This is a genomic window from Micromonospora sediminimaris (assembly GCF_016863575.1).
In the GTDB taxonomy this organism is placed as follows: domain Bacteria; phylum Actinomycetota; class Actinomycetes; order Mycobacteriales; family Micromonosporaceae; genus Micromonospora; species Micromonospora sediminimaris.
Genome location: NZ_BOPD01000007.1, coordinates 273,132 through 295,770, shown reverse-complemented (window position 1 = coordinate 295,770; position 22,639 = coordinate 273,132). Strand labels below are relative to the sequence as shown.

18 protein-coding genes and 1 pseudogene are annotated in these 22,639 nt (G+C 71.5%); 8 read left to right on the top strand and 11 right to left on the bottom strand.

Annotation, left to right across the window (positions count from 1 at the left end; translation table 11 throughout):
* Positions 1–185: 185 nt before the first annotated feature.
* Complete coding sequence (locus Vse01_RS05265; RefSeq protein WP_093401461.1) at positions 186–3,437, top strand: penicillin acylase family protein; 3,252 nt, start codon at positions 186–188, stop codon at positions 3,435–3,437.
* Positions 3,438–3,493: 56 nt separating this feature from the next.
* On the opposite strand, the gene Vse01_RS05260 is transcribed toward Vse01_RS05265, so the two are convergent.
* The 3 genes from Vse01_RS05260 to rsgA all read right to left on the bottom strand — a co-directional run bounded on the left by Vse01_RS05260 (position 3,494) and on the right by rsgA (position 8,429).
* Positions 3,494–3,973: a Rieske (2Fe-2S) protein gene (locus Vse01_RS05260; protein WP_373870640.1), complete on the bottom strand. Its 480-nt coding sequence runs from the start codon at positions 3,971–3,973 to the stop codon at positions 3,494–3,496.
* 193 nt (positions 3,974–4,166) lie between these two features.
* Positions 4,167–7,109 carry an excinuclease ABC subunit UvrA gene (gene uvrA, locus Vse01_RS05255; protein ID WP_093401463.1) on the bottom strand — a complete coding sequence of 981 codons (2,943 nt, stop codon included), beginning with the start codon at positions 7,107–7,109 and terminating at the stop codon, positions 4,167–4,169.
* A 276-nt stretch (positions 7,110–7,385) separates the two neighbouring features.
* Positions 7,386–8,429: a ribosome small subunit-dependent GTPase A gene (gene rsgA, locus Vse01_RS05250; protein ID WP_093401464.1), complete on the bottom strand. Its 1,044-nt coding sequence runs from the start codon at positions 8,427–8,429 to the stop codon at positions 7,386–7,388.
* Between the two features lie 251 nt (positions 8,430–8,680).
* Between rsgA and Vse01_RS05245 the strand changes: the two genes are divergently transcribed.
* A complete protein-coding gene (locus tag Vse01_RS05245) occupies positions 8,681–9,397 on the top strand; it encodes a maleylpyruvate isomerase family mycothiol-dependent enzyme (protein WP_093401465.1) in 717 nt (238 codons plus the stop codon).
* A 6-nt stretch (positions 9,398–9,403) separates the two neighbouring features.
* A complete protein-coding gene (locus tag Vse01_RS05240) occupies positions 9,404–10,057 on the top strand; it encodes an MBL fold metallo-hydrolase (RefSeq protein ID WP_093401466.1) in 654 nt (217 codons plus the stop codon).
* Positions 10,058–10,069: 12 nt separating this feature from the next.
* Here the strand turns inward: Vse01_RS05240 and Vse01_RS29590 are convergent, their stop codons facing one another.
* Together Vse01_RS29590 and Vse01_RS05235 are read right to left on the bottom strand one after the other, a co-directional pair.
* The gene (locus Vse01_RS29590) at positions 10,070–10,201 is read right to left on the bottom strand and encodes a hypothetical protein (protein WP_275415490.1); all 132 of its coding nucleotides are present in this window, start codon (positions 10,199–10,201) and stop codon (positions 10,070–10,072) included.
* A 52-nt stretch (positions 10,202–10,253) separates the two neighbouring features.
* Positions 10,254–10,862, bottom strand: coding sequence for a DedA family protein (locus tag Vse01_RS05235; protein ID WP_093401467.1), 609 nt, complete (start codon positions 10,860–10,862; stop codon positions 10,254–10,256).
* Between the two features lie 236 nt (positions 10,863–11,098).
* Here Vse01_RS05235 and Vse01_RS05230 point away from each other — a divergent pair, with 236 nt between their 5' ends.
* Entirely contained in the window at positions 11,099–11,302 is a 204-nt protein-coding gene (locus Vse01_RS05230; RefSeq protein ID WP_093401468.1) for a cold-shock protein, read from the top strand.
* Between the two features lie 77 nt (positions 11,303–11,379).
* On the opposite strand, the gene Vse01_RS05225 is transcribed toward Vse01_RS05230, so the two are convergent.
* From Vse01_RS05225 to Vse01_RS05215, 3 genes are all read right to left on the bottom strand, one after another.
* Entirely contained in the window at positions 11,380–12,276 is an 897-nt protein-coding gene (locus Vse01_RS05225; RefSeq protein ID WP_093401469.1) for a hypothetical protein, read from the bottom strand.
* Positions 12,277–12,439: 163 nt separating this feature from the next.
* Entirely contained in the window at positions 12,440–14,116 is a 1,677-nt protein-coding gene (locus tag Vse01_RS05220; RefSeq protein ID WP_093401470.1) for a CocE/NonD family hydrolase, read from the bottom strand.
* Between the two features lie 3 nt (positions 14,117–14,119).
* Positions 14,120–14,635, bottom strand: coding sequence for a MarR family winged helix-turn-helix transcriptional regulator (locus tag Vse01_RS05215; RefSeq protein WP_093401471.1), 516 nt, complete (start codon positions 14,633–14,635; stop codon positions 14,120–14,122).
* Between the two features lie 169 nt (positions 14,636–14,804).
* Between Vse01_RS05215 and Vse01_RS05210 the strand changes: the two genes are divergently transcribed.
* Positions 14,805–16,934 (top strand): MMPL family transporter, encoded by a 2,130-nt coding sequence (locus Vse01_RS05210; RefSeq protein WP_093401472.1) that lies wholly within the window; start codon positions 14,805–14,807, stop codon positions 16,932–16,934.
* Here Vse01_RS05210 and Vse01_RS05205 read toward each other — a convergent pair.
* Together Vse01_RS05205 and Vse01_RS05200 are read right to left on the bottom strand one after the other, a co-directional pair.
* A pseudogene (locus Vse01_RS05205) lies at positions 16,880–17,209 on the bottom strand (transglycosylase SLT domain-containing protein); the annotation flags it as partial. The gene Vse01_RS05210 and the pseudogene Vse01_RS05205 overlap by 55 nt on opposite strands.
* Positions 17,206–18,558, bottom strand: coding sequence for a DedA family protein (locus Vse01_RS05200; protein WP_093401473.1), 1,353 nt, complete (start codon positions 18,556–18,558; stop codon positions 17,206–17,208). The gene Vse01_RS05200 and the pseudogene Vse01_RS05205, both read right to left, overlap by 4 nt.
* 126 nt (positions 18,559–18,684) lie before the next feature.
* Between Vse01_RS05200 and typA the strand changes: the two genes are divergently transcribed.
* Positions 18,685–20,553 carry a translational GTPase TypA gene (gene typA, locus Vse01_RS05195; protein ID WP_093401612.1) on the top strand — a complete coding sequence of 623 codons (1,869 nt, stop codon included), beginning with the start codon at positions 18,685–18,687 and terminating at the stop codon, positions 20,551–20,553.
* 8 nt (positions 20,554–20,561) lie between these two features.
* Positions 20,562–21,464: a serine hydrolase gene (locus Vse01_RS05190; RefSeq protein ID WP_093401474.1), complete on the top strand. Its 903-nt coding sequence runs from the start codon at positions 20,562–20,564 to the stop codon at positions 21,462–21,464.
* Here Vse01_RS05190 and Vse01_RS05185 read toward each other — a convergent pair.
* On the bottom strand, positions 21,418–22,230 hold the full coding sequence (locus tag Vse01_RS05185; protein ID WP_093401475.1) for a tyrosine-protein phosphatase: 813 nt from the start codon (positions 22,228–22,230) through the stop codon (positions 21,418–21,420). The two genes, Vse01_RS05190 and Vse01_RS05185, sit on opposite strands and share 47 nt — an antisense overlap.
* A gap of 170 nt (positions 22,231–22,400) precedes the next feature.
* Here Vse01_RS05185 and Vse01_RS05180 point away from each other — a divergent pair, with 170 nt between their 5' ends.
* On the top strand, positions 22,401–22,592 hold the full coding sequence (locus Vse01_RS05180) for a hypothetical protein (RefSeq protein WP_093401476.1): 192 nt from the start codon (positions 22,401–22,403) through the stop codon (positions 22,590–22,592).
* The last annotated feature ends 47 nt before the right edge of the window (positions 22,593–22,639 follow it).

Here is a 22,639-nt window from a genome sequence, read left to right as displayed (position 1 = left end):
AGATTAGTCGCCGCCCCCGACAGCCCGAATCATCCCTGGATGGCCGTTCTCACCCTGGCCGACGCCAGCACCCCGCCGCCCCGATCGACGCCTTCCAATATCGAGCACTGCGGCCTACCATCCAGTAACCGAATGTTCTTCATGTAATGATCCCGTCCGATGGCCCCCGTCCACAGAGGATCGCCATGACCGGTCACACCACCGCCCGCCGGCTGCTCGCCGGTGCCACGACCGCCACCGCCGTCGCCGCCCTCCTCGTCGCGGCCCCGACCACCGCCACCGCAGCCAGCACCCCGACCGAGAGCACCCTCGCGACAAACGTCGCCAACGCCTTCGCCGCCAACGACTACTGCCTCGGGGAATGCTCGGAGATCCTGCCGCCGGGCCAGAACGGCAACGCCACCCTCGTCGAAATTCTGGGCAACCAGGCTCTCGGCACCCTGCCCCGGCACTCCGCCGACCAGCTCGACAGGTACGCCGACCTCGTCTACGGCTACGCCGGGCTGCGCGAGGACCAGATCGACACCTTCTTCAACGACGCCTCCTTCGGCGTCGCACCCAGCCAGGTGGAACGCGACTACTCACCCCGCTCGGACGTCCGCATCCTGCGGGACCGGGCCACCGGCGTCCCACACATCACCGGCACCACCCGCGCCGGCACCATGTTCGGCGCCGGGTACGCCGGGGCCGAGGACCGGCTGTTCACCATGGACCTGCTGCGGCACGTCGGCCGGGGCACGCTTACCCCGTTCGCGGGAGGAGCACCGGGCAACCGGGCGCTGGAGCAGAGCGTCTGGCGGACCTCCCCGTACACCGAGGCCGACCTGTCGGCGCAGGTCGCCGCGCTGCGGCAGAAGGGTGACCGCGGTGAGCAGCTCTACACCGACGTGCAGGAGTACATCGCCGGGATCAACGCCTACATCCGGACCTGCATGGCCAACCGCAACTGCCCCGGCGAGTACGTGCTCACCGGGCACCTCGACGCGATCACCAACGCCGGTGGGCCCGAGCCGTTCGTGCTGACCGACCTGGTCGCCATCGCTGGCGTGGTCGGTGGCCTATTCGGCGGCGGGGGCGGCACCGAGATACAGTCCGCGCTGGTCCGCATCGCCGCCCGGGCCAAGTTCGGCCCGGTGGAGGGCGACCGGGTGTGGAACGGCTTCCGGGGCCAGAACGACCCGGAGACCGTGCTGACGCTGCACGACGGGCAGAGCTTCCCGTACGGCGACGCCTCCCCCGATGCGCCAAGCGTGGTGCTGCCGGACGCGGGCTCGGCCCGGGTCGAACCGATCTTCACCGACCCGACCGGCTCCGCGACCACCGCCACGACCTCGAACAGCGGCTCCGAGCTGGCCGCCGCGCTGTCCGGGCTGACCATCGACCCGGCACACCGCGGTATGTCGAACGCGGCGGTGATCTCGGCAGAGCACTCCATCAGCGGGCACCCGGTGGCGGTGTTCGGGCCGCAGACCGGCTACTTCTCCCCCCAACTGCTGATGGTCCAGGAGTTGCAGGGGCCGGGCATCAGCGCCCGAGGTGCCGCCTTCGCCGGGCTGAACCTGTACGTCCTGCTCGGCCGGGGCCAGGACTACGCCTGGAGCGCCACCTCCTCCGTGCACGACATCACCGACACGTACGCGGTGCCGCTCTGCGTACCCGGCGGTGGCACGCCGACGCTGGGCAGCAACCACTACCTGTTCCGCGGCCAGTGCCTGGCGATGGAGGAGTTGTCCCACGTCAACCGGTGGAGCCCGACCGTCGCCGACGGCACCGCAGCCGGGTCGTACAAGCTTGTCGCCTGGCGTACCAAGCTCGGCCTGGTGGCCTGGCGGGGCACCGTCGGCGGGGTGCCGCACGCCTTCACCCACCTGCGGTCCACCTACGGCCGGGAAGCCGACTCCGCGATCGGTTTCCAGATGTACAACGACCCGACCCAGATGGGCTCCGCGGCGGCCTTCCGCGCCTCGGCGAACAACGTCGAGTACGCGTTCAACTGGTTCTACGTCAACTCCACCGAGTCGGCGTACTTCAACTCCGGACTCAACCCGCTGCGGGCATCCGGCAGCAATCCGAGCCTGCCGATGAAGGCCGAACGGGCGTACGAGTGGCAGGACTTCGACCCGGAGACCGGCACCGCCCGGTACGCGCCGGCGTCGGCCCACCCGCAGTCGGTGAACCAGGACTACTACGTCAGCTGGAACAACAAGCAGGCCAAGGACTTCGGCGCCGCCGACGGCAACTTCAGCTTCGGTGCCGTACACCGCGGGGACCTGCTGGACCGGCCGGTCAAGGCGGCACTCGCGGCGGGCCGCACCTTCGACCGGGCCTCGCTCACCGAGCTGGTGCAGCGGGCCGGGCTGACCGATCTACGCGGCGCCGAAGTGCTCGGCGAGCTGATCCGGGTACTGGAGAGCCAACCGGTCACCGACACCGCCCTGGCCAGCGAGATCGCGCGGCTGAAGGCGTGGCGGCAGGCCGGCGCGCTGCGGGTGGAGACGGCCGAGGGCAGCAAGGTCTACCAGCACGCCGAGGCGATCCGGACCCTCGACGCCTGGTGGCCGCTGCTGGTGCGGGGCATGTTCCGGGAACCGCTCGGCACGGAGCTGTACCAGTCCCTGGTCAACACTCTCCAGGTCAACGAGTCACCCTCCGGCCACCAGCAGGGCGACGTGTCGAACCTGCCGTCGTCGGCGAACAGCGCCCAGACCCACAAGGGCTCGGCGTTCCAGTACGGGTGGTGGGGTTGGGTCGACAAGGATCTGCGAGCCGTCCTGGGTGACCCGGTGGCCGGCGGGCCTGGGCGTACCTTCTGCGGCGACGGCGACCTCGCCGCCTGCCGGCAGATCCTGCTGGACACGCTGCGGACGGCGGCGGCGACGCCGGCCACGCAGACCTATCCGGGTGACTCGACGTGCGCCGCCGGTGACCAGTGGTGCGCCGACGCCATCGTCCAGTCACCGCTGGGCGGCGTCAAGCACGCCACCATCGCCTGGCAGAACCGCCCCACCTACCAGCAGGTGGTCTCGTTCCCCGCCCGCCGTGGCGACGACCTGACCAACCTGGCCGCCGGCCGCCCGGTCACCGCGTCCAGCAGTCAACTGTTCAACGGTGCCGGCCGCGCCGTCGACGGTGACCTGGGCACCCGGTGGGCGAGTTCCTGGTCGGACAACCAGTGGCTGCGGGTGGACCTCGGTTCCGTACGGCAGGTCGGTCGGGTGGTCCTGGCCTGGGAGGCGGCCTACGCCCGGTCGTACCGGGTGGAGGTCTCCGCCGACGGCGCCACCTGGCGGCCGGCCTGGTCGACCACCGCCGGGAACGGCGGAACCGACGTGGTCAGCTTCGCCACGCAACAGGCCCGGTACGTGCGGATGTACGGGCTGACTCGGGGCACCTCCTACGGCTTCTCGCTGTGGGAGATGTCGGTCTACGCCCGGTGACGTCGACGGTCGCGGCCGGGACGGCACGTCCCGGCCGCGACCGTCGTTCGGCCGGCTCAGGCCAGCGCGATCTGGTCGCCGTCGACCTTGATGTTCTTGGCCGGCAGCGGCGTGGTCGCCGGGCCGGCCGTGACGGAGCCGTCCTCGATGGAGAACTTGCTGCCGTGGCAGGTGCAGTTGATGGTGCCGCCGTCGACGTTCGACACCGGGCAGCCCTGATGGGTGCAGACCGGGTCGAAACCCTTGAAGTCACCTGCGGTGGGCTGGGTGATCACCACGCCCTGGGCGGCGAAGACCGCGCCGCCGCCGACCGGGATGTCGGTCGTCCGGGCCAGTGACTGGGCGCCCTCACGATCCCCGCCGCCAGCGTCGCCGGTGTTGGTGACCTGCGGTCCAGGACTCGGTGCCGCGCCGCCGTCGTCGTCCTCACCGCCGCAGGCGGCCAACACCACCGCCGCGCCGACCGCCCCCGCGCCCGTGAGCACGGCCCGACGGCTACGCACTCCAGGCCCGGCCGGCACCTGATCGTCGCCAATGCCAGCGCTGCCCTGCGGCTCGCTCATGCCTCGCCCCTCCGTCGGTCACTCCGGTGCATGATGTGTCGCTACTCTCCCTGCACGCACCACTCTGCCCGGCGGTTCACCCGATCGGCCACCCGGGCGCGCCGTCCGACCGTCAGACACCCGCCGACCGCCGCCTGTCGGTATCCCGCCCGGCGGAGTCGGCCCGTCAGCGCGCGGCAGCTGTGGTCTTCCGACCGCCCCGGGCCCGGCTACCGTTCGCCTTCGCCGCCCTGGTGGTCGCCGCCACGGCGCCCTTCGCCGCGCCGTCGAGCCTGAGGACGGTACGCAGGAACTGCCCGGTGTGGCTCTCGGCGACCTCGGCGACCTCCTCCGGGCTGCCGGTGGCGAGCACGGTGCCGCCCCGGTGGCCACCCTCCGGGCCCATGTCGATCAACCAGTCGGCACTCTTGATCACGTCCAGGTTGTGCTCGATCGTGATCACCGTGTTGCCCTTGTCGACCAGGCCCTCCAGCACCAGCAGCAGCTTACGGATGTCCTCGAAGTGCAGGCCGGTGGTCGGCTCGTCGAGCACGTAGACCGTCCGCCCGGTGGAGCGCTTCTGCAACTCCGAGGCGAGCTTGACCCGCTGCGCCTCGCCACCGGAGAGGGTCGGCGCGGGCTGCCCCAGCCGTACGTAGCCCAGCCCCACGTCGACGAGCGTCTTGAGGTGCCGGTGGATGGCCGGGATCGCGGAGAAGAACTCGGCCGCCTCCTCGATCGGCATCTCCAGCACGTCGGAGACGGTCTTGCTCTTGTAGTGCACCTCAAGGGTCTCCCGGTTGTACCGGGCGCCCTTGCAGACCTCGCACGGCACGTACACGTCGGGCAGGAAGTTCATCTCGATCTTGATGGTGCCGTCGCCGGAGCACGCCTCGCAGCGACCGCCCTTGACGTTGAAGGAGAACCGTCCGGGGCCGTACCCCCGAACCTTGGCCTCGGTGGTCTCGGCGAACAGCTTGCGCACGTGGTCCCAGACGCCGGTGTAGGTGGCCGGGTTGGAGCGCGGGGTACGGCCGATCGGTGACTGGTCGACGCCGACGACCTTGTCGACGTGCTCCAGGCCGGAGACCCGGGTGTGCCGGCCCGGCACCAGCCGGGCGCCGTTGATCTGGTTGGCCAGCACCGCGTAGAGGATGTCGTTTACCAGCGTCGACTTGCCCGAGCCGCTGACGCCCGTGACGGCGATCAGCTGGCCGAGCGGGAAGCTCACGGTCAGGTTGCGCAGGTTGTGCTCGCGGGCCCCGTGCACCACCAGCTCCCGCCCGGGGGTCTGCGGGCGGCGTCCCCGGGGGGTCGGGATCTCCCGCCGACCCGACAGGTACGCCCCGGTCAGCGACTCGGGATTCTCCAGCAGCGCCGGCACCGAGCCGCTGTGCACGATCCGACCGCCGTGCTCCCCCGCGCCGGGACCGATGTCGACGATCCAGTCGGCGGTGCGGATGGTGTCCTCGTCGTGCTCGACCACGATCAGCGTGTTGCCCAGGCCGCGCAGCCGCACCAGCGTCTCGATCAGCCGGTGGTTGTCCCGCTGGTGCAGGCCGATCGACGGCTCGTCGAGCACGTAGAGCACCCCGACCAGGCCCGACCCGATCTGGGTGGCCAACCGGATGCGCTGCGCCTCACCGCCGGAGAGGGTGCCGGCCGGGCGGTCCAGGGAGAGGTAGTCCAGCCCGACGTCGAGCAGGAAGCGCAGCCGGGCGTTGATCTCCTTGAGCACCCGCTCGGCGATCAGCTTCTGCCGGTCGGTCAGCTCGATGCCGGCCAGCAGGTCGGCGCACTCACCTACCGACAAGTTGCACACCTCGGCGATGCTGCGCCCGGCCAGGGTGACCGCGAGCACCTCGGGCTTGAGCCGGGCACCGCCGCAGGCCGCGCAGGGCACGTCGCGCATGTAGCCCTCGTACTTCTCCCGCGACCACTCGCTCTCGGTGTCGGAGTGCCGGCGCTCGATCCACTGCACCACACCCTCGAAGCCGGTGTAGTACGACCGCTCCCTGCCGTACTTGTTGCGGTAGCGCACGTGCACCTGGTCGTCGGAGCCGTGCAGGATCGTCTTCTGCGCCCGCGACGGCAACGCCCGCCACGGGGTGTCGACGTCGAAGTGCTCGGCCTCGCCGAGCGCCTCCAGCAGGCGCAGGAAGTATTCCAGGTTGTGCCCGGTCGCCCAGGGCTGGATCGCGCCCTCGCGCAGGCTGCGTTCCGGGTCGGGGACGACCAGTTCCGGGTCGACCTCCTTCTTGGTGCCGAGGCCGGTGCACTCCGGGCAGGCGCCGTAGGGCGCGTTGAAGGAGAAGACCCGGGGTTCCAGGTCCTCGATGGCGAGCGGGTGGTCGTTGGGGCAGGCCAGATGCTCGGAGTAGCGCCGCTCCCGGTCGGGGTCGTCCTCGGCCAGGTCGACGAAGTCGAGCAGGACCAGACCACCGGAGAGGCCCAGGGCCGCCTCGACCGAGTCGGTCAGCCGCTGCTTGGCGCTGGGCTTGACGCTGAGCCGGTCGATCACCACCTCGATGGTGTGCTTCTCCTGCTTCTTCAGCTTCGGCGGGTCGGTGAGCTGGTGCACCACACCGTCGACCCGGGCCCGCGCGTACCCCTTGGCCTGGAGTTCGGCGAACAGGTCGACGTACTCGCCCTTGCGTCCCCGCACCACCGGGGCGAGCACCATGAACCGGGTGCCCTCGACCATGGCGAGAACCCGGTCGACGATCTGCTGCGGGCTCTGCTTGGAGATCCGCTCGCCGCAGACCGGGCAGTGTGGTTCGCCGACGCGGGCGAACAGCAACCGCAGGTAGTCGTAGACCTCGGTGATCGTGCCGACGGTGGAGCGGGGGTTGCGGGACGTGGACTTCTGGTCGATCGACACCGCCGGGCTCAAGCCCTCGATGAAGTCGACGTCCGGCTTGTCCATCTGGCCGAGGAACTGCCGGGCGTACGACGACAGCGACTCGACGTAGCGTCGCTGCCCCTCGGCGAAGATCGTGTCGAAGGCCAGGCTCGACTTGCCCGACCCGGACAGCCCGGTGAACACGATCAGGGCGTCCCGGGGCAGGTCGAGGCTGACGTCACGCAGGTTGTGCTCGCGCGCGCCACGAATGATCAAACGGTCGGCCACGGTCCGTGTACTCCCGGGTGAGAATGAAGAGGAAGATCTGTCCGCTTTTGAGGTGACCCCAGCGGTTGTGTCAGCGCGGAGAGTGCGCCCCGGCAACTGTAGACCCGACCCCCGACAACTTCCCCCACCCACACATCCCACCCCTCCCCCACCCACCCGCTCCCCGCCCAGCTGCGCGCGACCATGCAGTTGTGGCACGGAACAAAGCAGTCAAATCGCCCGTAGCGACGACCACAACTGCATGATCGCGGGACACACGGGTGGGGTGGGAAGTGGTTAGCGGGGGTGGGGGGTGCGGCGGGTGGCGCGGGACACACGGGTGGGGCGCGTGGAGCGGCGACGGGTCTCGTGGGCGACCTCCCGTTGCAGCCGGCGCCAGCTGTCGTAGCGGCGGGCGGTCAGCGCGCCGGCATCCAGCGCCGCCCGCACCGCGCAGCCGGGTTCGGCCTCGTGCCGGCAGTCGCCGTACCGGCAGCTGGCGGCCAAGTCGGCGATGTCGGCGAAGGCGCGGTCGAGCCCGGTCGCGCCGTCGAGCAGGCCGACGGCCCGGACCCCGGGCGTGTCCACCACGGCGCCCCCACCCGGCAGCGGCACCAGCGCCCGCCAGGTGGTGGTGTGCCGACCCTTACCGTCGACCCGGCGGATCGCCTGGGTGGGCATCACCACCGCCGAGACGAGCGCGTTGACCAGGCTGGACTTGCCAGCGCCGGAGGGCCCGAGCAGCCCGAGGGTTCGGCCGGGGCCGACCTCGGCGCGCAGCGCCTCCAGTCCGGTGCCGTGCTCGGCGCTGACCGGCAGCACCGGCACCCCCGGAGCCAGGGCCGCCAGTTGACGGGCTACCGCCGCCGGATCGGCCGCCAGGTCGGTCTTGGTCAGCACCACCAGCGGCCGGGCACCGGACTCGTGGACCAGGGAGAGCAGCCGCTCGATCCGGGCGGCGTCCGGTGCCGGGTGCACCGGCTCCACCACGGCGGCCACGTCGAGGTTGGCGGCCAGCAGTTGACCGCTGGCGTCCTTACCGGCGGTGCGCCGGATCAACGCGGTACGCCGGGGCAGTACCACCTCCACCGTCACCCGCCCGTCGGGCCAGGCGCACAGCAGCACCCAGTCGCCGACGCCGGGCAGCCGGGTCGCGTCGCGCACGGCGGCGGCCAGCAGCGCCCCGCCGGTCGAGGCGCGCACCGGCCCGGCCTCGGTGAGTACGGTGCAGACGCCCCGGTCGACCCGGGCCACCCGGCCGGGACGCTGATCGGTACGGATACGTCGCAGGTGGGCCGCCCGGTCGGTGTCCCAGCCCAGGGCGGTCAGCGAGATGGTCATGGCTCCTCGTTCAGTGTCGGTGCGGGTGATACACGGGTGCGGTGACCGGCATGACCACCACCTCCTCCGCTCCGGCGCCACGCACGAACCTGGTCGACCTCCCTCGGTGGTGACCGGGCCGCGAGGCAGCAGACGAGCGTCGCGTGACCCGGTCGAAGGGGTCGCTGGCACAGACGGTAGGTCGGGCCACGCCACGCCGGAAGTGAATTCCCCGGCGACGCGGGTGGGCGCGGGCCACTAGGGTCAGCACCGTGACGATGGATCCGCTGCTGCTGACCGGCGACGTGGACGAGGCCACGGCGCGCCTGCTGCGCACGGCGGCCACCTTCGACGCCGCCGACCTCGCCGCACCGTCCCTGCTGCCCGGGTGGAGCCGAGGACACGTGCTGGCCCACCTCTGCCGCAATGCCGACGGCTTCGTCAACCTGCTCACCTCGGCCCGCACCGGCGAACCGATCCCGATGTACGCCAGCGCCGCCGCCCGGACCGCCGACATCGAGGCGGGGGCCACGCGTACCCCGGAGGAGCAGCTGGACGACCTGCGGCGCAGCGCGGACCGGTTCGCCGAGGCCGTGGCCGCGATGCCGGTGCCGGCATGGGGTGCCACCGTCGAGACCCGGCACGGCTCGCAGCCGGCGGCCCTGCTCGTCTGGGGTCGACTGCGGGAGCTGGAGATCCACCATGTCGACCTGGCGGCCGGCTACCGGCCCACGGACTGGTCACCGGACTTCGGTCACCGGCTGTTGCACGAGGTGACAAGCGGCTTCGCCGACCGGGACGACGTACCGGCGATGGTGCTTCGCTTCGACGGCAGCAGCCACGAACTGGTGCTCGGCGACCGGGCAGCGGCACCGGTCGTCACCGGTTCGGCGGCCGAACTCGCCGCATGGTTGACCGGCCGCGACCCCGGCGCCACGCTGACCGTCACCCCCGACGGGCAGCTGCCCCACCCGCCCGAATGGATCTAGGGAGCCATGACCTACAGCGGAGAAGTCACCCCCGGCGGCCCGCCGGCGGTACGCGAACTCGACCGGCTGACCATCACCAAGGTGTCGGTCGGCCCGATGGACAACAACGCGTACCTGCTGCGCTGCGGCGACACCGGTGAGCAGGTGCTGATCGACGCCGCCAACGAGGCGCCCCGCCTGCTGGAGTTGATCGGCGACGCGGGGCTCACCGCGGTGGTGACCACCCATCAGCACATGGACCACTGGGTGGGTCTGGAAGAGGTGGTGGCCAAGACCGGTGCCCGTGCGCTGGTGCACGCCGACGACGCCGACGGGCTGCCGATCGAGGCGCAGACCCTCGCCGAGGGCGACGTCGTACCGGTCGGCGACTGCGCCCTGGAGGTCATCCACCTGCGGGGGCACACCCCGGGTTCGGTGGCGCTGCTCTACCGCGACCCCGGTGGCGTGCCGCACCTCTTCACCGGCGACAGTCTCTTCCCCGGCGGGGTGGGAAATACCGACCGGGATCCGCAGCGGTTCGCCGCGCTGATCGACGATGTCGAGCACAAGCTGTTCGACCGGCTGCCCGACGAGACCTGGTTCTACCCCGGGCACGGTCGGGACTCGACGCTCGGCGCGGAACGCCCCCACCTGGCCGAGTGGCGCGCCCGAGGCTGGTGACAGCCGCGCTGCTCAGGGAGCGATGCGCAGCCGTCGGATCTGGTCGTCGTCGTAGTCCTCGAAGCGGTACCGCAGGCCGGCGAAGGGGCCCCACGCAGGTGCGGCTGGACGCTGCTGATCCTGCCCGACGGGTGCGACAGCCACCCCCGGTTTCGACCAGAGCCGAGGCTGCCGAGGAGTTCCCGGACCGGTCGGTTCAGCGGGTGGCCGCGCGCAACCGCCGGCGGGTGCCGAGCAGCACCAGGGCCGCCAGCAGCAGTCCGCCCAGCATGGTCACCAGTAGCGGACTCGCTCCGGCGGGCAGGAGCCCGGCCAGTGTCCGCGACGCCGTGCCCACCACCAGGTAGAGACCGGCCCATCCGGCCGCGCCGAGCGCCGCGAACCCGAGAAACCGTCGGTACGACATGTGCAGCCCGCCCGCGGCCAGGGGCAGCAGGGCGTTGAACACCGGCAGGAAGGGCGCGATCAGCACCAGCCGACCGCCGTCGCGGCGCAGGATGGTCTCCGCTGCCGCCCACCGCGCCTCGCCGACCCAACCGCCGAAGCGGCTGCGCCGCAGCCGGTCGCCCCACCGCCGGCCGACGAGGAAGCTCAACGACCAACCGGTGAGACAGCCGGTGACCACGGCGACGAAGGTCGCCAACCCGGTGGCGGGGCTGCCGACCGCCACCGCGGCGAGCACCGCCACGTCACCGGGCACGAGGACGCCGAACAGCGGCACCGCGTCGAAGAGCATGACCACCCCGAGCACCGCCATCAGCACCACCACGGGAAGCTCTCCGACCTGGGCCAACTGGTCCGCCATGCCTCGTACGCTAAGACCTGCTCGCCACCGTGGACATCGGGTTTCCTCCCCATCCTCCGGGTGGCGCCCCTGAGGGTGATCCCTGATCGCGCCCGCCGCGTCGGAGCCATCCGCCGCAACGCCTGAGGCGCTTCGCCCGGCAAATCCGCTATTCACCGGTTACTGTCGGGAAGGTATTGGGCGATCACCGGCGCGCAAGCCAGCGGTCGCCCGCATGGAACAGGGAGAGAGTACGCATGGCAACCGGCACCGTGAAGTGGTTCAACTCCGAAAAGGGCTTCGGCTTCATCGAGCAGGACGGCGGAGGGCCCGACGTCTTCGTCCACTACTCGGCCATCCAGTCCGGCGGTTACCGCGAACTGACCGAGGGCCAGAAGGTCGAGTTCGACGTGACCCAGGGGCAGAAGGGCCCGCAGGCGGACAACGTCCGTCCGCTCTGACTCGTACGGTCCGGCGGGGCTGATCGCACGGCGGCGGGTGGCGGCCGGTACTGGCCGCCACCCGTCGGAGCGTCGGCTCAGGCCGCCAGTCGGCGGCTCAACTCGCTGACGACCTGTTGCGCCACGGTGGGCGGGATCGCCGCCGCTATCTCCTGCGGAGTGAGACCCGCCAGCACTCCGGTGACGATCGCCTGCTCGTCGGTGAAGTCCCGGTTCATCAGCGAGTCCACCGTGTTCTGTAGTGCGGTGAGTTGCGCGCCGATGGTGCGCAGTGTCGGGTGGGAGACCCGGAAGTCGGGATCTTTGTGATCCTCGCCCATCGCCATCCGGGTGTAGGTCTGCCCGACCGGGTTGCGTCCGTCCAGGACGGTGAGGTTGCGGTGGACGGTCTTGAGCCAGTTGTGTTCCTCGGGTGTCATGTCGTTCTCCCCCTCCTCGGAGTTCAGCAGTCCGATGGCGGTCAGGTAGCGGCGGAACAGCGGCCGCTGGTCGCGGTTCGCCTTGATCGAGTCCCGGAAGAAACTGAAGTGGCTGTGCCACAGGTGGGACCGGTCGCCGGTGCTGCGGCGACCGAGCCGGTCCCAGCGCCGGACCACCTTGCCGTCGGGCGAGTAGATGATCTCGCGGATGTCGCGGGTGTCCGGGGCGTTGGCGACGCACTGCGCCACGCACCAGGCCGAGAACGTGAACAGGTTGTGGGTACGGCCGTTGGAACTGAGCTGGAACGTTCCGACGTCCAGGGCGGCCGCGTCGAGGGTCAGGCCGTTGCGGTCGCGGGGCGACTCGACCACCGAGTAGTCGTTGGTGACGACCCGGTCCGACCCGCAGTGGTAGCCCCCTCGGTGGTTGGCGTCGCCGACGATGCCGACCTCGTTGGGTTCGAGGTCGGCGTCGCGGCTGCGGTTGGGGTCACGGTTGAGATGCTCAAGCAGCAGACTACGAACGGCGAGCAGATTTGCCGGGGCCCGCGTCATGGCTCCCCCCTTCGCATACTCGTTGGGACCAGGCGCGACGGTGACACCGCGTACGCGGTGGAGGGGCTCACCGGCGGGCCCGGCCAATCGGGTGCACGGCGCCGGGCGTATCACCACGATAGCTCGGGTTGCTAGAGAATGCCCAGCTCAGAGGCGCTTTGATTCAGCTTGGAGAAGGCTGAGAGGCAGAGTGGACGACCGGTAGGACCACTGCGGACGGATGATCCGGGTCGTGCAGGATCTCCCGGAATCCACCACGGAGTGTGACAGCTGCGCCGAGCGGTTCGCCGGTGCCGGGGTTACGCGCGTAGCGGGGGTGGGCCCCACCGGAGACCTGCAGCCGCAGTCGGTGCCCCGGGGCGAAGCGGTGGGCGGTGGGCCACATCTCGACCGGCACCACGACGGCGCCGGTGTCGTCGGCGGGGAACCGCTGCGGGTCGAGGCGGACCAGACCGTCGCAGATGTTCCACGAACGTCCCCGACCATCCACGTCGCACAGTCGCACGAAGACGTCCAGGTGGGTCAGCTCGCTGCGCAGGTGGATCTCGGCGCGCACCGGCCCGACCACCTCGATCCCGGCGGCCAACGGCTCGCTGGTCCAGGTCAACACGTCGGGCCGGGCCTCGACCGGGCGGTTGTCGAACGGTCCGGCCCGCTGGGCCACCAGCAGTGGACCACCCAGCGACGGTGTCGGGTCGGCCGGGTCGTACCAGAACCCGTCCGGCGGTGACGGCACCGGGTCCGACGGGCTCAGGGTCGCCCCCGGATGCAGGTGCCACCGCACGACGTCGGCGGGTGGCGGCCAGTCGGGCAGGTCACGCCAGCCCCCGCCGGCACCACCGACGTGCACCCGCACCGGAGCGTCGGGCGGATCGGCGACCTCGCCGGCCCGATCGTCGGACAGGTGGGTGCCGAGCCAGCTCAGCCCCTCACGCAGGGCGGCGATGAACAGCCCGGGGCTGCCGTGCGTCCACGGCCCGACCACCAGGCGTGGACGGGCACCGGTGGCCCGCAACGCCGTGTAGTCGCGCAGTTGGGCCGGCAGGAAGATGTCGTGCCAGCCGCTGACCATCGCCACCGGGGAGCCGACCAGGTGCAGCCGATCGTCGAAAACCCGACTGCGCCAGTAGTCGGCCTGTGGGGTGTGATGCCGCAGCCACTCCTGGAAGAACGGCACGGTCACCCCGGTGGCGACCCGGTCCGCCTCGATCAACGGAAGGTGGGACAGGGCGGCGGTCAGCTTCGGCTGGCCGCGCTTGAGTTCCCACTGGCGGGCCAGCCACGGCACGGTCTGCGCCTGGAGCAGCTCGGCCCAGGTCAGCACCGTGTCCAGGGCGAACGACTCGCCCGCGTACGTGGAGTCACGGGTGGTGGAGGCGGTCGCGACCGCGACCATCGCGCGCAGCTGCGGGCCCGCGTCCGCCGCGAGCGCCCACTGCACGAATCCCTGATAGCTGGCGCCGAACATGCCGAACGCGCCGATCCACCACGGCTGCCGACGCAGCCAGTCGAGCGTGTCCAGGCCGTCGTCGCGCTCGTGCACGAACGGCTCGAACTCGCCGCCGGAGCCGCCCGTGCCCCGGCAGGACTGGATGACCACGTGGAATCCCTGCTCGGCGGCGAGTCGGCAGAGCAGCCGCATCGGTCCGGCCCGACCGTACGGGGTGCGGATCAGCACGGTGGGCGCGGCGGGCAGGTCGGGAGCGTAGTGGTCGGTGCGCAGAATCACTCCGTCGCGTACCCGCAGCGCGATGTCCCGGGTGACGGTGACCCGTCGGGTCCGCGCCGGTGGCAGTCGCAGGGCGGCAGCGGCGAGTCCGGCCGCCAGACGATCAAGCACGACTCACTCCGACCGGCGGCGGTGCGGCTCGGTCCGGGCGGCACGGACCTCGTCCCGGTGCTCCCGCAGCGAGGCTCCCATCGCCGTCATGAACCGGTACACCACCTCCAGTTCGTCGTCACGGAAGCCGGCCATCACCCGGTCGGTGCGCTCGCCCAGCGGCCGGAAGAAGCCCATCGCCAGCTCGGCGCCGCGTTCGGCGTAGCGCAGCAGGACCTTGCGTCGGTCCGTGGTGTCCCGGTCCCGGCGCAGATGCCCGACCCGTTCCAGCCGGTCGATCAGCGCGGTGACCGAGCCGGAGGAGAGCCCTAGGTGCTCGCCGAGCCGGCCCGGCGTGATCGGGTCGCCGACCAGCTCGGCGTCCATCACGGCGATCAGCGCCTGCAGGTCGGTGGCGTTGAGGCCGTGCTGGCCGGCGAAGGCGTGCCCGACGTGCTGCGCGTCCACGCCGTAGCGCCGCAGCTCGGCCGTGATCTCGGCGATCAACACGTCCCGGCGCGTGTCGCGCCTGCGGTACATACCGTGAGCTGCCACGTCCCGCCGCTTCCTCCCGACGTCCCGGGTTCGCAGCATAACCGAGAGAGACCCTCGTCTCGTTTACCGAGATTCTCTACCACTGAGCTGTTGCAGCATCTCTCTTGATAGGCGAAAATCTCGGCTGTCTAGATACTTTTGCCTGGGGGTCCTGATGTCCGTGTTCACCCGCGTGGCGGGCGGTCGCCTGAACGCCTGGTTCACCATCCTCGCGGCGCTCGCCGTGGGCGCGGCCGTCTTCTGGTTGCCGACCCCCGACAACCCGGCACCCGTCTCCGCCACCGGCCTGTCCGACCGCTGGCAATCCACCCAGGTCGAGCGGTTGCAGGACGAACTACCCGCCAGCGACGTCCAGCCGGCCATCGTCGTGGTCACCCGTGACGACCGCGCGCCGTTGACCGACGCCGACCGCACCGCCGTCACCACCGGCACCGGCGCCCTGAGCGGGTTCACCGTCGGCGGTCAGGTCGCGCCGCCGCAACTGTCCCCCGACGGCACCGTCGCCCTGGTCGCCGTGCCGTTGAGCACCGAGGGTGGTCAGGAAGCGGTGGCCGCCACCGTCGCCGAGGTCCGCGAGGCGCTGACGGCGCTGCCGGCCGAACTGACCGTCGAGGTGACCGGCCCGCCGGCCTTCACCGCCGACCTCACCAAGGTCTTCGAGGGCGCCGACACCACCCTGCTCGCCGTCACCGCCGCCGTGGTCGCGCTGCTGCTGCTCGTCACCTACCGCAGCCCGCTGCTGTGGATGGTGCCCCTGGCCGTCGTGGCCGCAACCGAACAGGTCGCCCTGCGGGCCCTCGACACGGTGATCCCCGCCGTCGGCATCAATTTCGCCGGCGGTGCCGTCTCCGGCATCGCCAGCGTCCTCGTTTTCGGCGCCGCCACCAACTACGCCCTGCTGTTGATCGCCCGCTATCGGGAGGAACTGCGCCGCGAGGCGGACCGCTTCGCCGCCATGCGCGCCGCGTTGCGCCGCACCGCCGAACCGATCCTCGCCAGCGGCGGCACCGTCATGCTCGGGGTGCTCACCCTGCTGCTCAGCGAGCGGGAACTCAACCGGGCCCTCGCCGTCGCCTGCGCCACCGGCATCCTCCTGGCCATGGCGTCGGCGCTGCTCGTGCTGCCGGCCGCGCTGGTGCTGCTCGGGCGGCGCCTGTTCTGGCCGTTCGTACCGCACGTCGGCAGCGAAGGTCGGGAGGGCCGGGTCTGGGGCCGGCTCGGCGCCGCCGTGATCCGCCGACCGGTGCCCGTCGCGGTCCTGGCCACGCTGCTGCTGGCCGCGCTTGCCCTGGGCGGCCTCGGCCTGCGGACCGGGCTGTCGGAGACCGAGCAGTTCCGGGTACAGCCCGAAGCGGTCGCCGGAGCAGAGACCCTCGCCCGCGCCTTCCCCGCCGGCACCACCCAGCCGGTCGCGGTGATGACCCGACCCGACACCGTACCGGCGGTCACCGCGGCCGCCGCCGAGGTGCCCGGGGTCGCCTCCGCCCGTCCCGGCACCGCCGGCCCCACCGTCGCCCAGGTCGACGTGGTCCTCGAGGCCGAGCCCGGCACCACCGCCTCCGACCGGACGCTGGAGGCCCTGCGGGACGCGGTCGCCGCCGTACCCGACTCCGCGCCGCCCGCCCCGGCCGGCGGCGACACCCCGGCCGGCGCCATCGTCGGCGGCACCGTGGCCGGCACGTACGACGCGTCGGCGGCCGACGCGGAGGACCTACGCGTCATCCTGCCGCTGATCCTGCTCCTGGTCGGTGCCGTGCTGGTCCTGCTGCTACGCGGCCTGCTCGCCCCGGTGCTGCTCGTGGTCACCGTCGTCGCGTCCTACTTCGCCAGCCTCGGCGGCGCCTGGCTGCTCTTCGACCACGTGCTCGGTTTCCCCGCCCTGGACACCACCGTGCCGCTGCTGGCGTTCGTCTTCCTGGTGGCGCTCGGCGTGGACTACAACATCTTCCTGGTCACCCGCGCCCGCGAGGACGCCCGCACCGCCGGCACCCGCGAGGGCATGCTCTCCGCGCTGCGAGTGACCGGCGGCGTGATCACCAGCGCCGGGATCCTGCTGGCCGCCGTCTTCGCCGTCCTCGGCGTGCTACCGCTGATCACCCTGACCCAGATCGGGATCATCGTCTGCCTCGGCGTGCTGCTGGACACCCTGCTGGTCCGCACGGTGGTCGTCCCGGCCCTGGCGTTCCTGCTCGGGGAACGCTTCTGGTGGCCCGGCCGGGTCACCGACGGTCAGAACCCGAGGCAGACGCACTCCGACATCAGCGCCCGGACGTTGCGCACGTAGCTCGGGTTCGGGATGGTCAGCGGCTCCCCCTCCCGGGCCACCGCCCCGTGCCCGTAGTTGTAGGCCGCGATGATCGCGTTCAACAGGCACGAGTTCAGCTCCGAGGTGCACAGGTCGGCGTCGAGCCGGTAGTCGGCGTCGAAGTACATGTCGCCGATGTACTTGGTCAGCCAGGCCAGGTAGGTGCTACCGAGGTAGGCGTTGTCCCGGTAGTCCCAGACGTCGTAGCTCTGCCCGAAACGCTGGTTCATCCAGGACGCGGTCTCCGGCCTCACCCGACGGCGGACCGACCGCCCGTCACCGCACGGTCCCGGGTGGCCCAGGCGACCATGAACACCGCCGTCCAGGCGGCACCGAGCAGCACCGCGCCGACCGTGCCGCTGGCCGTACTCAACCCCAGATACAGCCGGGCGCCGCCGATGGTGACCACACCGGCCGCCGCCACGGTCCACGCGGCCACCGCCACCGGCCACCGGGCACCTCGCGACAACAGCCACGCCAGGGTGCACAGGCTCGCCGTCACCACGACGTTCTGGGTTGAGAACAGCACCACCCGACCACCGGCGGCCAGGTCCGCCACGGCCGCCAGCACCACCAGCGGCACGAATGCGCCGACCGTGCCGACCACACTGAGCAGGTCCGCCCGCCAGGGTCGTTGCCGCCACGCCTGGATCAGGGCGACCACCGCCACCATCACGATCAGCGACGAGCCACGCAGCAGCGACACCGCCGCCTGGGTGGCCTCCACCGCATCGGGCGTACGCCGCGCCGCGAACCAGCTCGCGATCGCCCCGTCGACCAGAGCCAACCCGCTGTGCCGGACCACCACCCGCAGGACCCACGCGATCACCAACGCCACCACGAAGAGCAGCACCACCCCGACGGCCAGGTTCGCCAGCAACGCCCATGCCGGCCCGAGGCGCAGGCTCAGCAGGAAGAACAGCAGCCCGTAGCGGGCCGACAGCCACCGCAGCGGCGGCAGCCGGGCCGCCCGGGTCAGCAACGCCCGGGCCGGATCGGGGTTTCGGCCCAGCCAGCGACCGGCCAGCACCACCGCGACCAACGCGGCCACCAGCACCAGCACCGCTCCGGTGGCCCGGCCCAGCAGCCGGGAGACCGTCTCGTACGACTCCCCGGCCAGATGCCCGACGAGCACCGAGGCACCCACCCAGGTGCTCACCCCGGCAAGGTTCCACGGCGCGAACCGGCGGTACGGCATACCGGCCGCACCGGCCAGTCGAGGCACCAGCGTGCGGGCGAACGCCACCCAGCGGGCGGTCAGCACACCTCGCCCACCCATCCGGTCGAGCATCGCGTCGGCGCGGGCCCACCGCTCCGGCCCCACCCGGGCACCCCACCTGCTGGCCCGCAGCCGGGGCCCGTAGCGCCGACCGGCGCGGAACGCCAACGCGTCGCCCAGCGCGGCGGCGGCGATCATCACCAGCAACGCCGGTACGAACCGCAGCGTGCCGGTGTACGTGAGGAAGCCCACCAGCAGCAGAGTCGCCTCACCGGGCGCGACCAGCCCGATGATCAGTGCCGTCTCGGCGGCCACGACCAGCGCCGCCACCACGTAGATCAGCCACGGCGGCAGGCTCTGCACCGAACTGAGCAGATCGTGCACGGCGCCCCCGGATCACCTCGGCAGAACTGCCCTGCAAGTGTGACAGTGCCCTCTGTCACCGCGCGGCCCCGCCCTCCGGTGACCCCGACGCCACGCGGCTCCCGCGCAGGCGGGAGGATGGAGCTCATGCAGCTTCGCACCGACCTCCGCAACGTCGCCATCATCGCTCACGTCGACCACGGCAAGACCACCCTGGTCGACGCCATGTTGCGGCAGTCCGGCGCCTACGGCGCCCGGGGCGAGGTGACCGAGCGGGTGATGGACTCGATGGACCTCGAACGCGAAAAGGGCATCACCATCCTGGCCAAGAACACCGGCGTGCGCTACCTGCCGGCGGACGGCTCCGACCCGGTCACCATCAACATCATCGACACTCCCGGTCACGCCGACTTCGGCGGCGAGGTGGAGCGCGGCCTGACCATGGTCGACGGTGTGGTGCTGCTGGTGGACGCCAGCGAAGGGCCGCTGCCGCAGACCCGCTTCGTGCTCCGCAAGGCCCTCAAGGCCCGTATGCCGATCATCCTGGTGATCAACAAGGTGGACCGCCCGGACGCCCGGATCAAGGAGGTCGTCGACGACACCTACGAACTCTTCCTCGACCTCGACGCCGACGAGGAGCAGATCGACTTCCCGATCGTCTACGCCTGCGCCCGCGACGGCATCGCCTCCCTCACCCAGCCCGCCGACGGTTCGGTGCCGGACGACAGCCACAGCCTGGAGCCGCTGTTCCGCACCCTGCTCGACACCATCCCACCGCCCGCGTACGACGAGAGCGCCCCGCTGCAGGCGCACGTCACCAACCTGGACGCCTCCCCGTTCCTCGGCCGCCTCGCGCTGTGCCGGGTGCGGCAGGGCACCATCGCCAAGGGCCAGTCGGTGGCCTGGTGCCGCACCGACGGCAGCACCCAGCGGGTCCGCATCTCCGAGCTGCTGATGACCGAGGGCCTGGAGCGCAAGCCCGCCGACAGCGCCGGCCCGGGCGACATCATCGCGGTCGCCGGCATCCCCGAGATCATGATCGGTGAGACCCTCGCCGACGCCGAGAACCCGGTCCCGCTGCCGCTGATCACCGTCGACGAGCCGGCGATCTCCATGACCATCGGCACCAACAACTCGCCACTGGTCGGCCGGGTCAAGGGCGCCAAGGTGACCGCCCGGATGGTCAAGGACCGCCTGGACAAGGAACTCGTCGGCAACGTGTCGCTGCGGGTGCTGCCCACCGAGCGACCAGACGCCTGGGAGGTGCAGGGCCGGGGCGAGCTGGCCCTGGCCATCCTGGTGGAGCAGATGCGCCGCGAGTCCTACGAGCTGACCGTGGGCAAGCCCCAGGTGGTCACCCGGGAGATCGACGGGCGCACCTGCGAACCCGTGGAACGGCTCACCATCGACGCGCCCGACGAGTACCTCGGCGCGATCACCCAGCTGCTGGCCACCCGCAAGGGCCGGATGGAGCAGCTGGTCAACCACGGCACCGGCTGGATCCGGATGGAGTGGCTGGTACCGGCCCGCGGTCTGATCGGCTTCCGTACCGAGTTCCTCACCGAGACCCGGGGCACCGGCATCCTGCACCACGTCTTCGAGTCGTACGAGCCGTGGTTCGGCGAGCTGCGGACCCGCAACAACGGCTCACTGGTCGCCGACCGCTCCGGCGCCGCCACCGCGTTCGCCATGATGAACCTCCAGGAGCGCGGCACGCTCTTCGTCGAGCCCGGCACCGAGGTGTACGAGGGCATGATCGTCGGGGAGAACTCCCGCTCCGACGACATGGACGTCAACATCACCAAGGAGAAGAAGCTCACCAACATGCGCTCCTCCACCTCGGAGGAGACCGAGAAGCTGATCCCGCCGCGCAAGCTCTCGCTGGAGCAGGCACTGGAGTTCTGCCGCGAGGACGAGTGCGTCGAGGTGACCCCGGCCGCCGTCCGCATCCGCAAGGTCGTGCTCGACCAGACCCAGCGGGCCCGCACCGCCGCCCGCCGCAAGCACGCCGGCTGAGACGCGCGATGGCCGCAGGCGACCTCCACGCGCGGCTGGACCGGGAGCCCGGCACGATCTCGGTGTACGTGGGGCCCCTCGGTGCCCCACCCACCTGGACCCGGCACGCCGAGGCCACCCATTACGCGGCGAGCACGATGAAACTGGCCGTGCTCGCCGCGCTGCACCGCGCTGCCGAGGCCGGCCACCTCGACCCGGACGCCCCGGTCGAGGTCGTCAACCGGTTCACCTCCGCCCGGCCGGATGCCCCGCCGTACTCCTGCCGGCGGGCGTACGACAACGACGAGGCCGTGTGGGACCGGCTGGAGGGACGGGCGTCGCTGCGCTGGCTCGCCGAGCGGATGATCGTCCGCTCCAGCAACCTCGCCACCAACCTGGTCATCGAACACGTCGGGCTGCCGGCGGTGGCCGAGGTCTGGCGACTGGCCGGTGCCCGGCACAGCGTCACCGGGCGCGGGATCGAGGACTTCGCCGCCCGCGATGCCCAGATCACCAACCTGGTCACCGCCGCCGACCTGGCCGCGCTGCTCGGTGCCGTCGCCACCGGCGCCAACCGCCCCGGCCCGATCGCCTCACCCGCCGGCTGCGCCGCCATGCTGGACGTGCTCTGCGCCCAGCAGATCCGTCAGGATGTCGCCGAAGGGCTGCCGCCCGGCATCCGGCTCGCCCACAAGAACGGCTGGGTACGCGGCGTACGGCACGGCGCGGCGGTGGTCTACCCCGACGACGCCGCGCCCTACCTGCTCGTCGTCTGCACCACCGTCGACGACGACCAGACCAACGCTCAGGCCGACGTCGACGCCAACCAGTTGGTGGCCGACATCTCCCGCGAGGTGTGGCAGGCCCGTCACGACCTCACCGCGCTCACTCCAGCAGGTTCCCCCGCAACGCCGCCACCGTCTCCTCGGTGATCCCCAGGCCGTCGCGCAGGTACGCCCCGAACGACCCGTGTACCTGCCGCACCTGCTCGTACGCGGCGTCGAGGTATTCCGGGCGGACCTCCAGCACCGGCCGGACCGCCGTCTCGTCCAGCCCCGGGTGACGCTGGCGCATCGCATCGACGAGCACCTCGCGCAGGCTCTCCGTCAACGGGTTGTGGGCCAGGTAGTCGGCTCGGATCGCGGCCTCGTCCACCCCGAGGGCGTGCAGCAGCACCACCGTCAGCCAACCGGTGCGGTCCTTGCCCGCCGAGCAGTGGTACACCAGCGGAACGTTGCGTTCGTCGGCCGCCAGCCGGACCGCCGCGGCGAAGCCCTCCCGGGCCGCGGCGCCCGTGACGAACCAGCGGTAGATCGCTGCCATCGCCGCCGGTGTCCCCTGCCGCGCCAGCTCCGCGTACTCGCTCAGGTCGTGGCCGAGCAGCACGGCCGAGACGTACGTGAAGACCGGATGCGCCGGGTCGTGCACCGGCAGGTGCACCACGGTCGGCTCGCCGGTCAGCCGGTCCGGTGGCGCCACCGACACCTCGGACTCGGCTCGGAGGTCCACCACGCAGGCCGGTCCGAGCTTCGCCAGCACCGGCAGGTCATCGTCGGTCAGCCGACCCAACGCCGGGGTACGGATCAGCCGTCCGGGTCGCACCCGCCGGCCTTCGGCACCGATCAGTCCACCGAGGTCCCGTGCGTTGGGTGCACCGACGAGTGTCCAGCCCGATGCCGTCGCTCGCTCACCAATCATGTCGCCCCCTCGCGTACAGGGTGCCGTACCCGTTGATCGTCGCCACAGGCACCCGTCGCCCGATCGCGGAGTGGCTAGAGCCGGCCGGCACCGGTCCGTGGCCCGGCGGTGCCGGGACGGTCGCCGTAAGAATCCAGACTGACGAATTGATGGTCGTGGTGGTTCGCCCTATGGTCCGAGCAACGGGGGTGCGACCGACCGGGGTGATCGTGCGGCCGGGCACCGAGGCGGTGAGCCGAGTCGCCGTCGCTGCCCGGTGGAGTCGCCCCGGCGCGGTCCGGCCGGTGGACGCCCCGGCGCTCGGCTCACCCGCCGACGTCGGGGCGTGGGTCGCCGGCCTCGCCGCCGCCCGGCAGTCCTAATGACGCAGCCCTCGGACGCATGACGCAGCCCTCGGACGCCACCCTGC

Excerpts from the sequence above, each read along its gene's own strand:
- Vse01_RS05185 (WP_093401475.1), bottom strand. The coding sequence starts at position 22,230 with ATGATTGGTGAGCGAGCGACGGCATCGGGCTGGACACTCGTCGGTGCA.
- rsgA (WP_093401464.1), bottom strand. The coding sequence starts at position 8,429 with ATGACCATCTCGCTGACCGCCCTGGGCTGGGACACCGACCGGGCGGCC.
- Vse01_RS05190 (WP_093401474.1), top strand. The coding sequence starts at position 20,562 with ATGGCCGCAGGCGACCTCCACGCGCGGCTGGACCGGGAGCCCGGCACG.
- Vse01_RS05265 (WP_093401461.1), top strand. The coding sequence starts at position 186 with ATGACCGGTCACACCACCGCCCGCCGGCTGCTCGCCGGTGCCACGACC.
- Vse01_RS05225 (WP_093401469.1), bottom strand. The coding sequence starts at position 12,276 with ATGACGCGGGCCCCGGCAAATCTGCTCGCCGTTCGTAGTCTGCTGCTT.
- Vse01_RS05180 (WP_093401476.1), top strand. The coding sequence starts at position 22,401 with ATGGTCCGAGCAACGGGGGTGCGACCGACCGGGGTGATCGTGCGGCCG.
- Vse01_RS05230 (WP_093401468.1), top strand. The coding sequence starts at position 11,099 with ATGGCAACCGGCACCGTGAAGTGGTTCAACTCCGAAAAGGGCTTCGGC.
- Vse01_RS05240 (WP_093401466.1), top strand. The coding sequence starts at position 9,404 with ATGACCTACAGCGGAGAAGTCACCCCCGGCGGCCCGCCGGCGGTACGC.
- Vse01_RS05215 (WP_093401471.1), bottom strand. The coding sequence starts at position 14,635 with ATGTACCGCAGGCGCGACACGCGCCGGGACGTGTTGATCGCCGAGATC.
- Vse01_RS05235 (WP_093401467.1), bottom strand. The coding sequence starts at position 10,862 with ATGGCGGACCAGTTGGCCCAGGTCGGAGAGCTTCCCGTGGTGGTGCTG.
- typA (WP_093401612.1), top strand. The coding sequence starts at position 18,685 with ATGCAGCTTCGCACCGACCTCCGCAACGTCGCCATCATCGCTCACGTC.
- Vse01_RS05210 (WP_093401472.1), top strand. The coding sequence starts at position 14,805 with ATGTCCGTGTTCACCCGCGTGGCGGGCGGTCGCCTGAACGCCTGGTTC.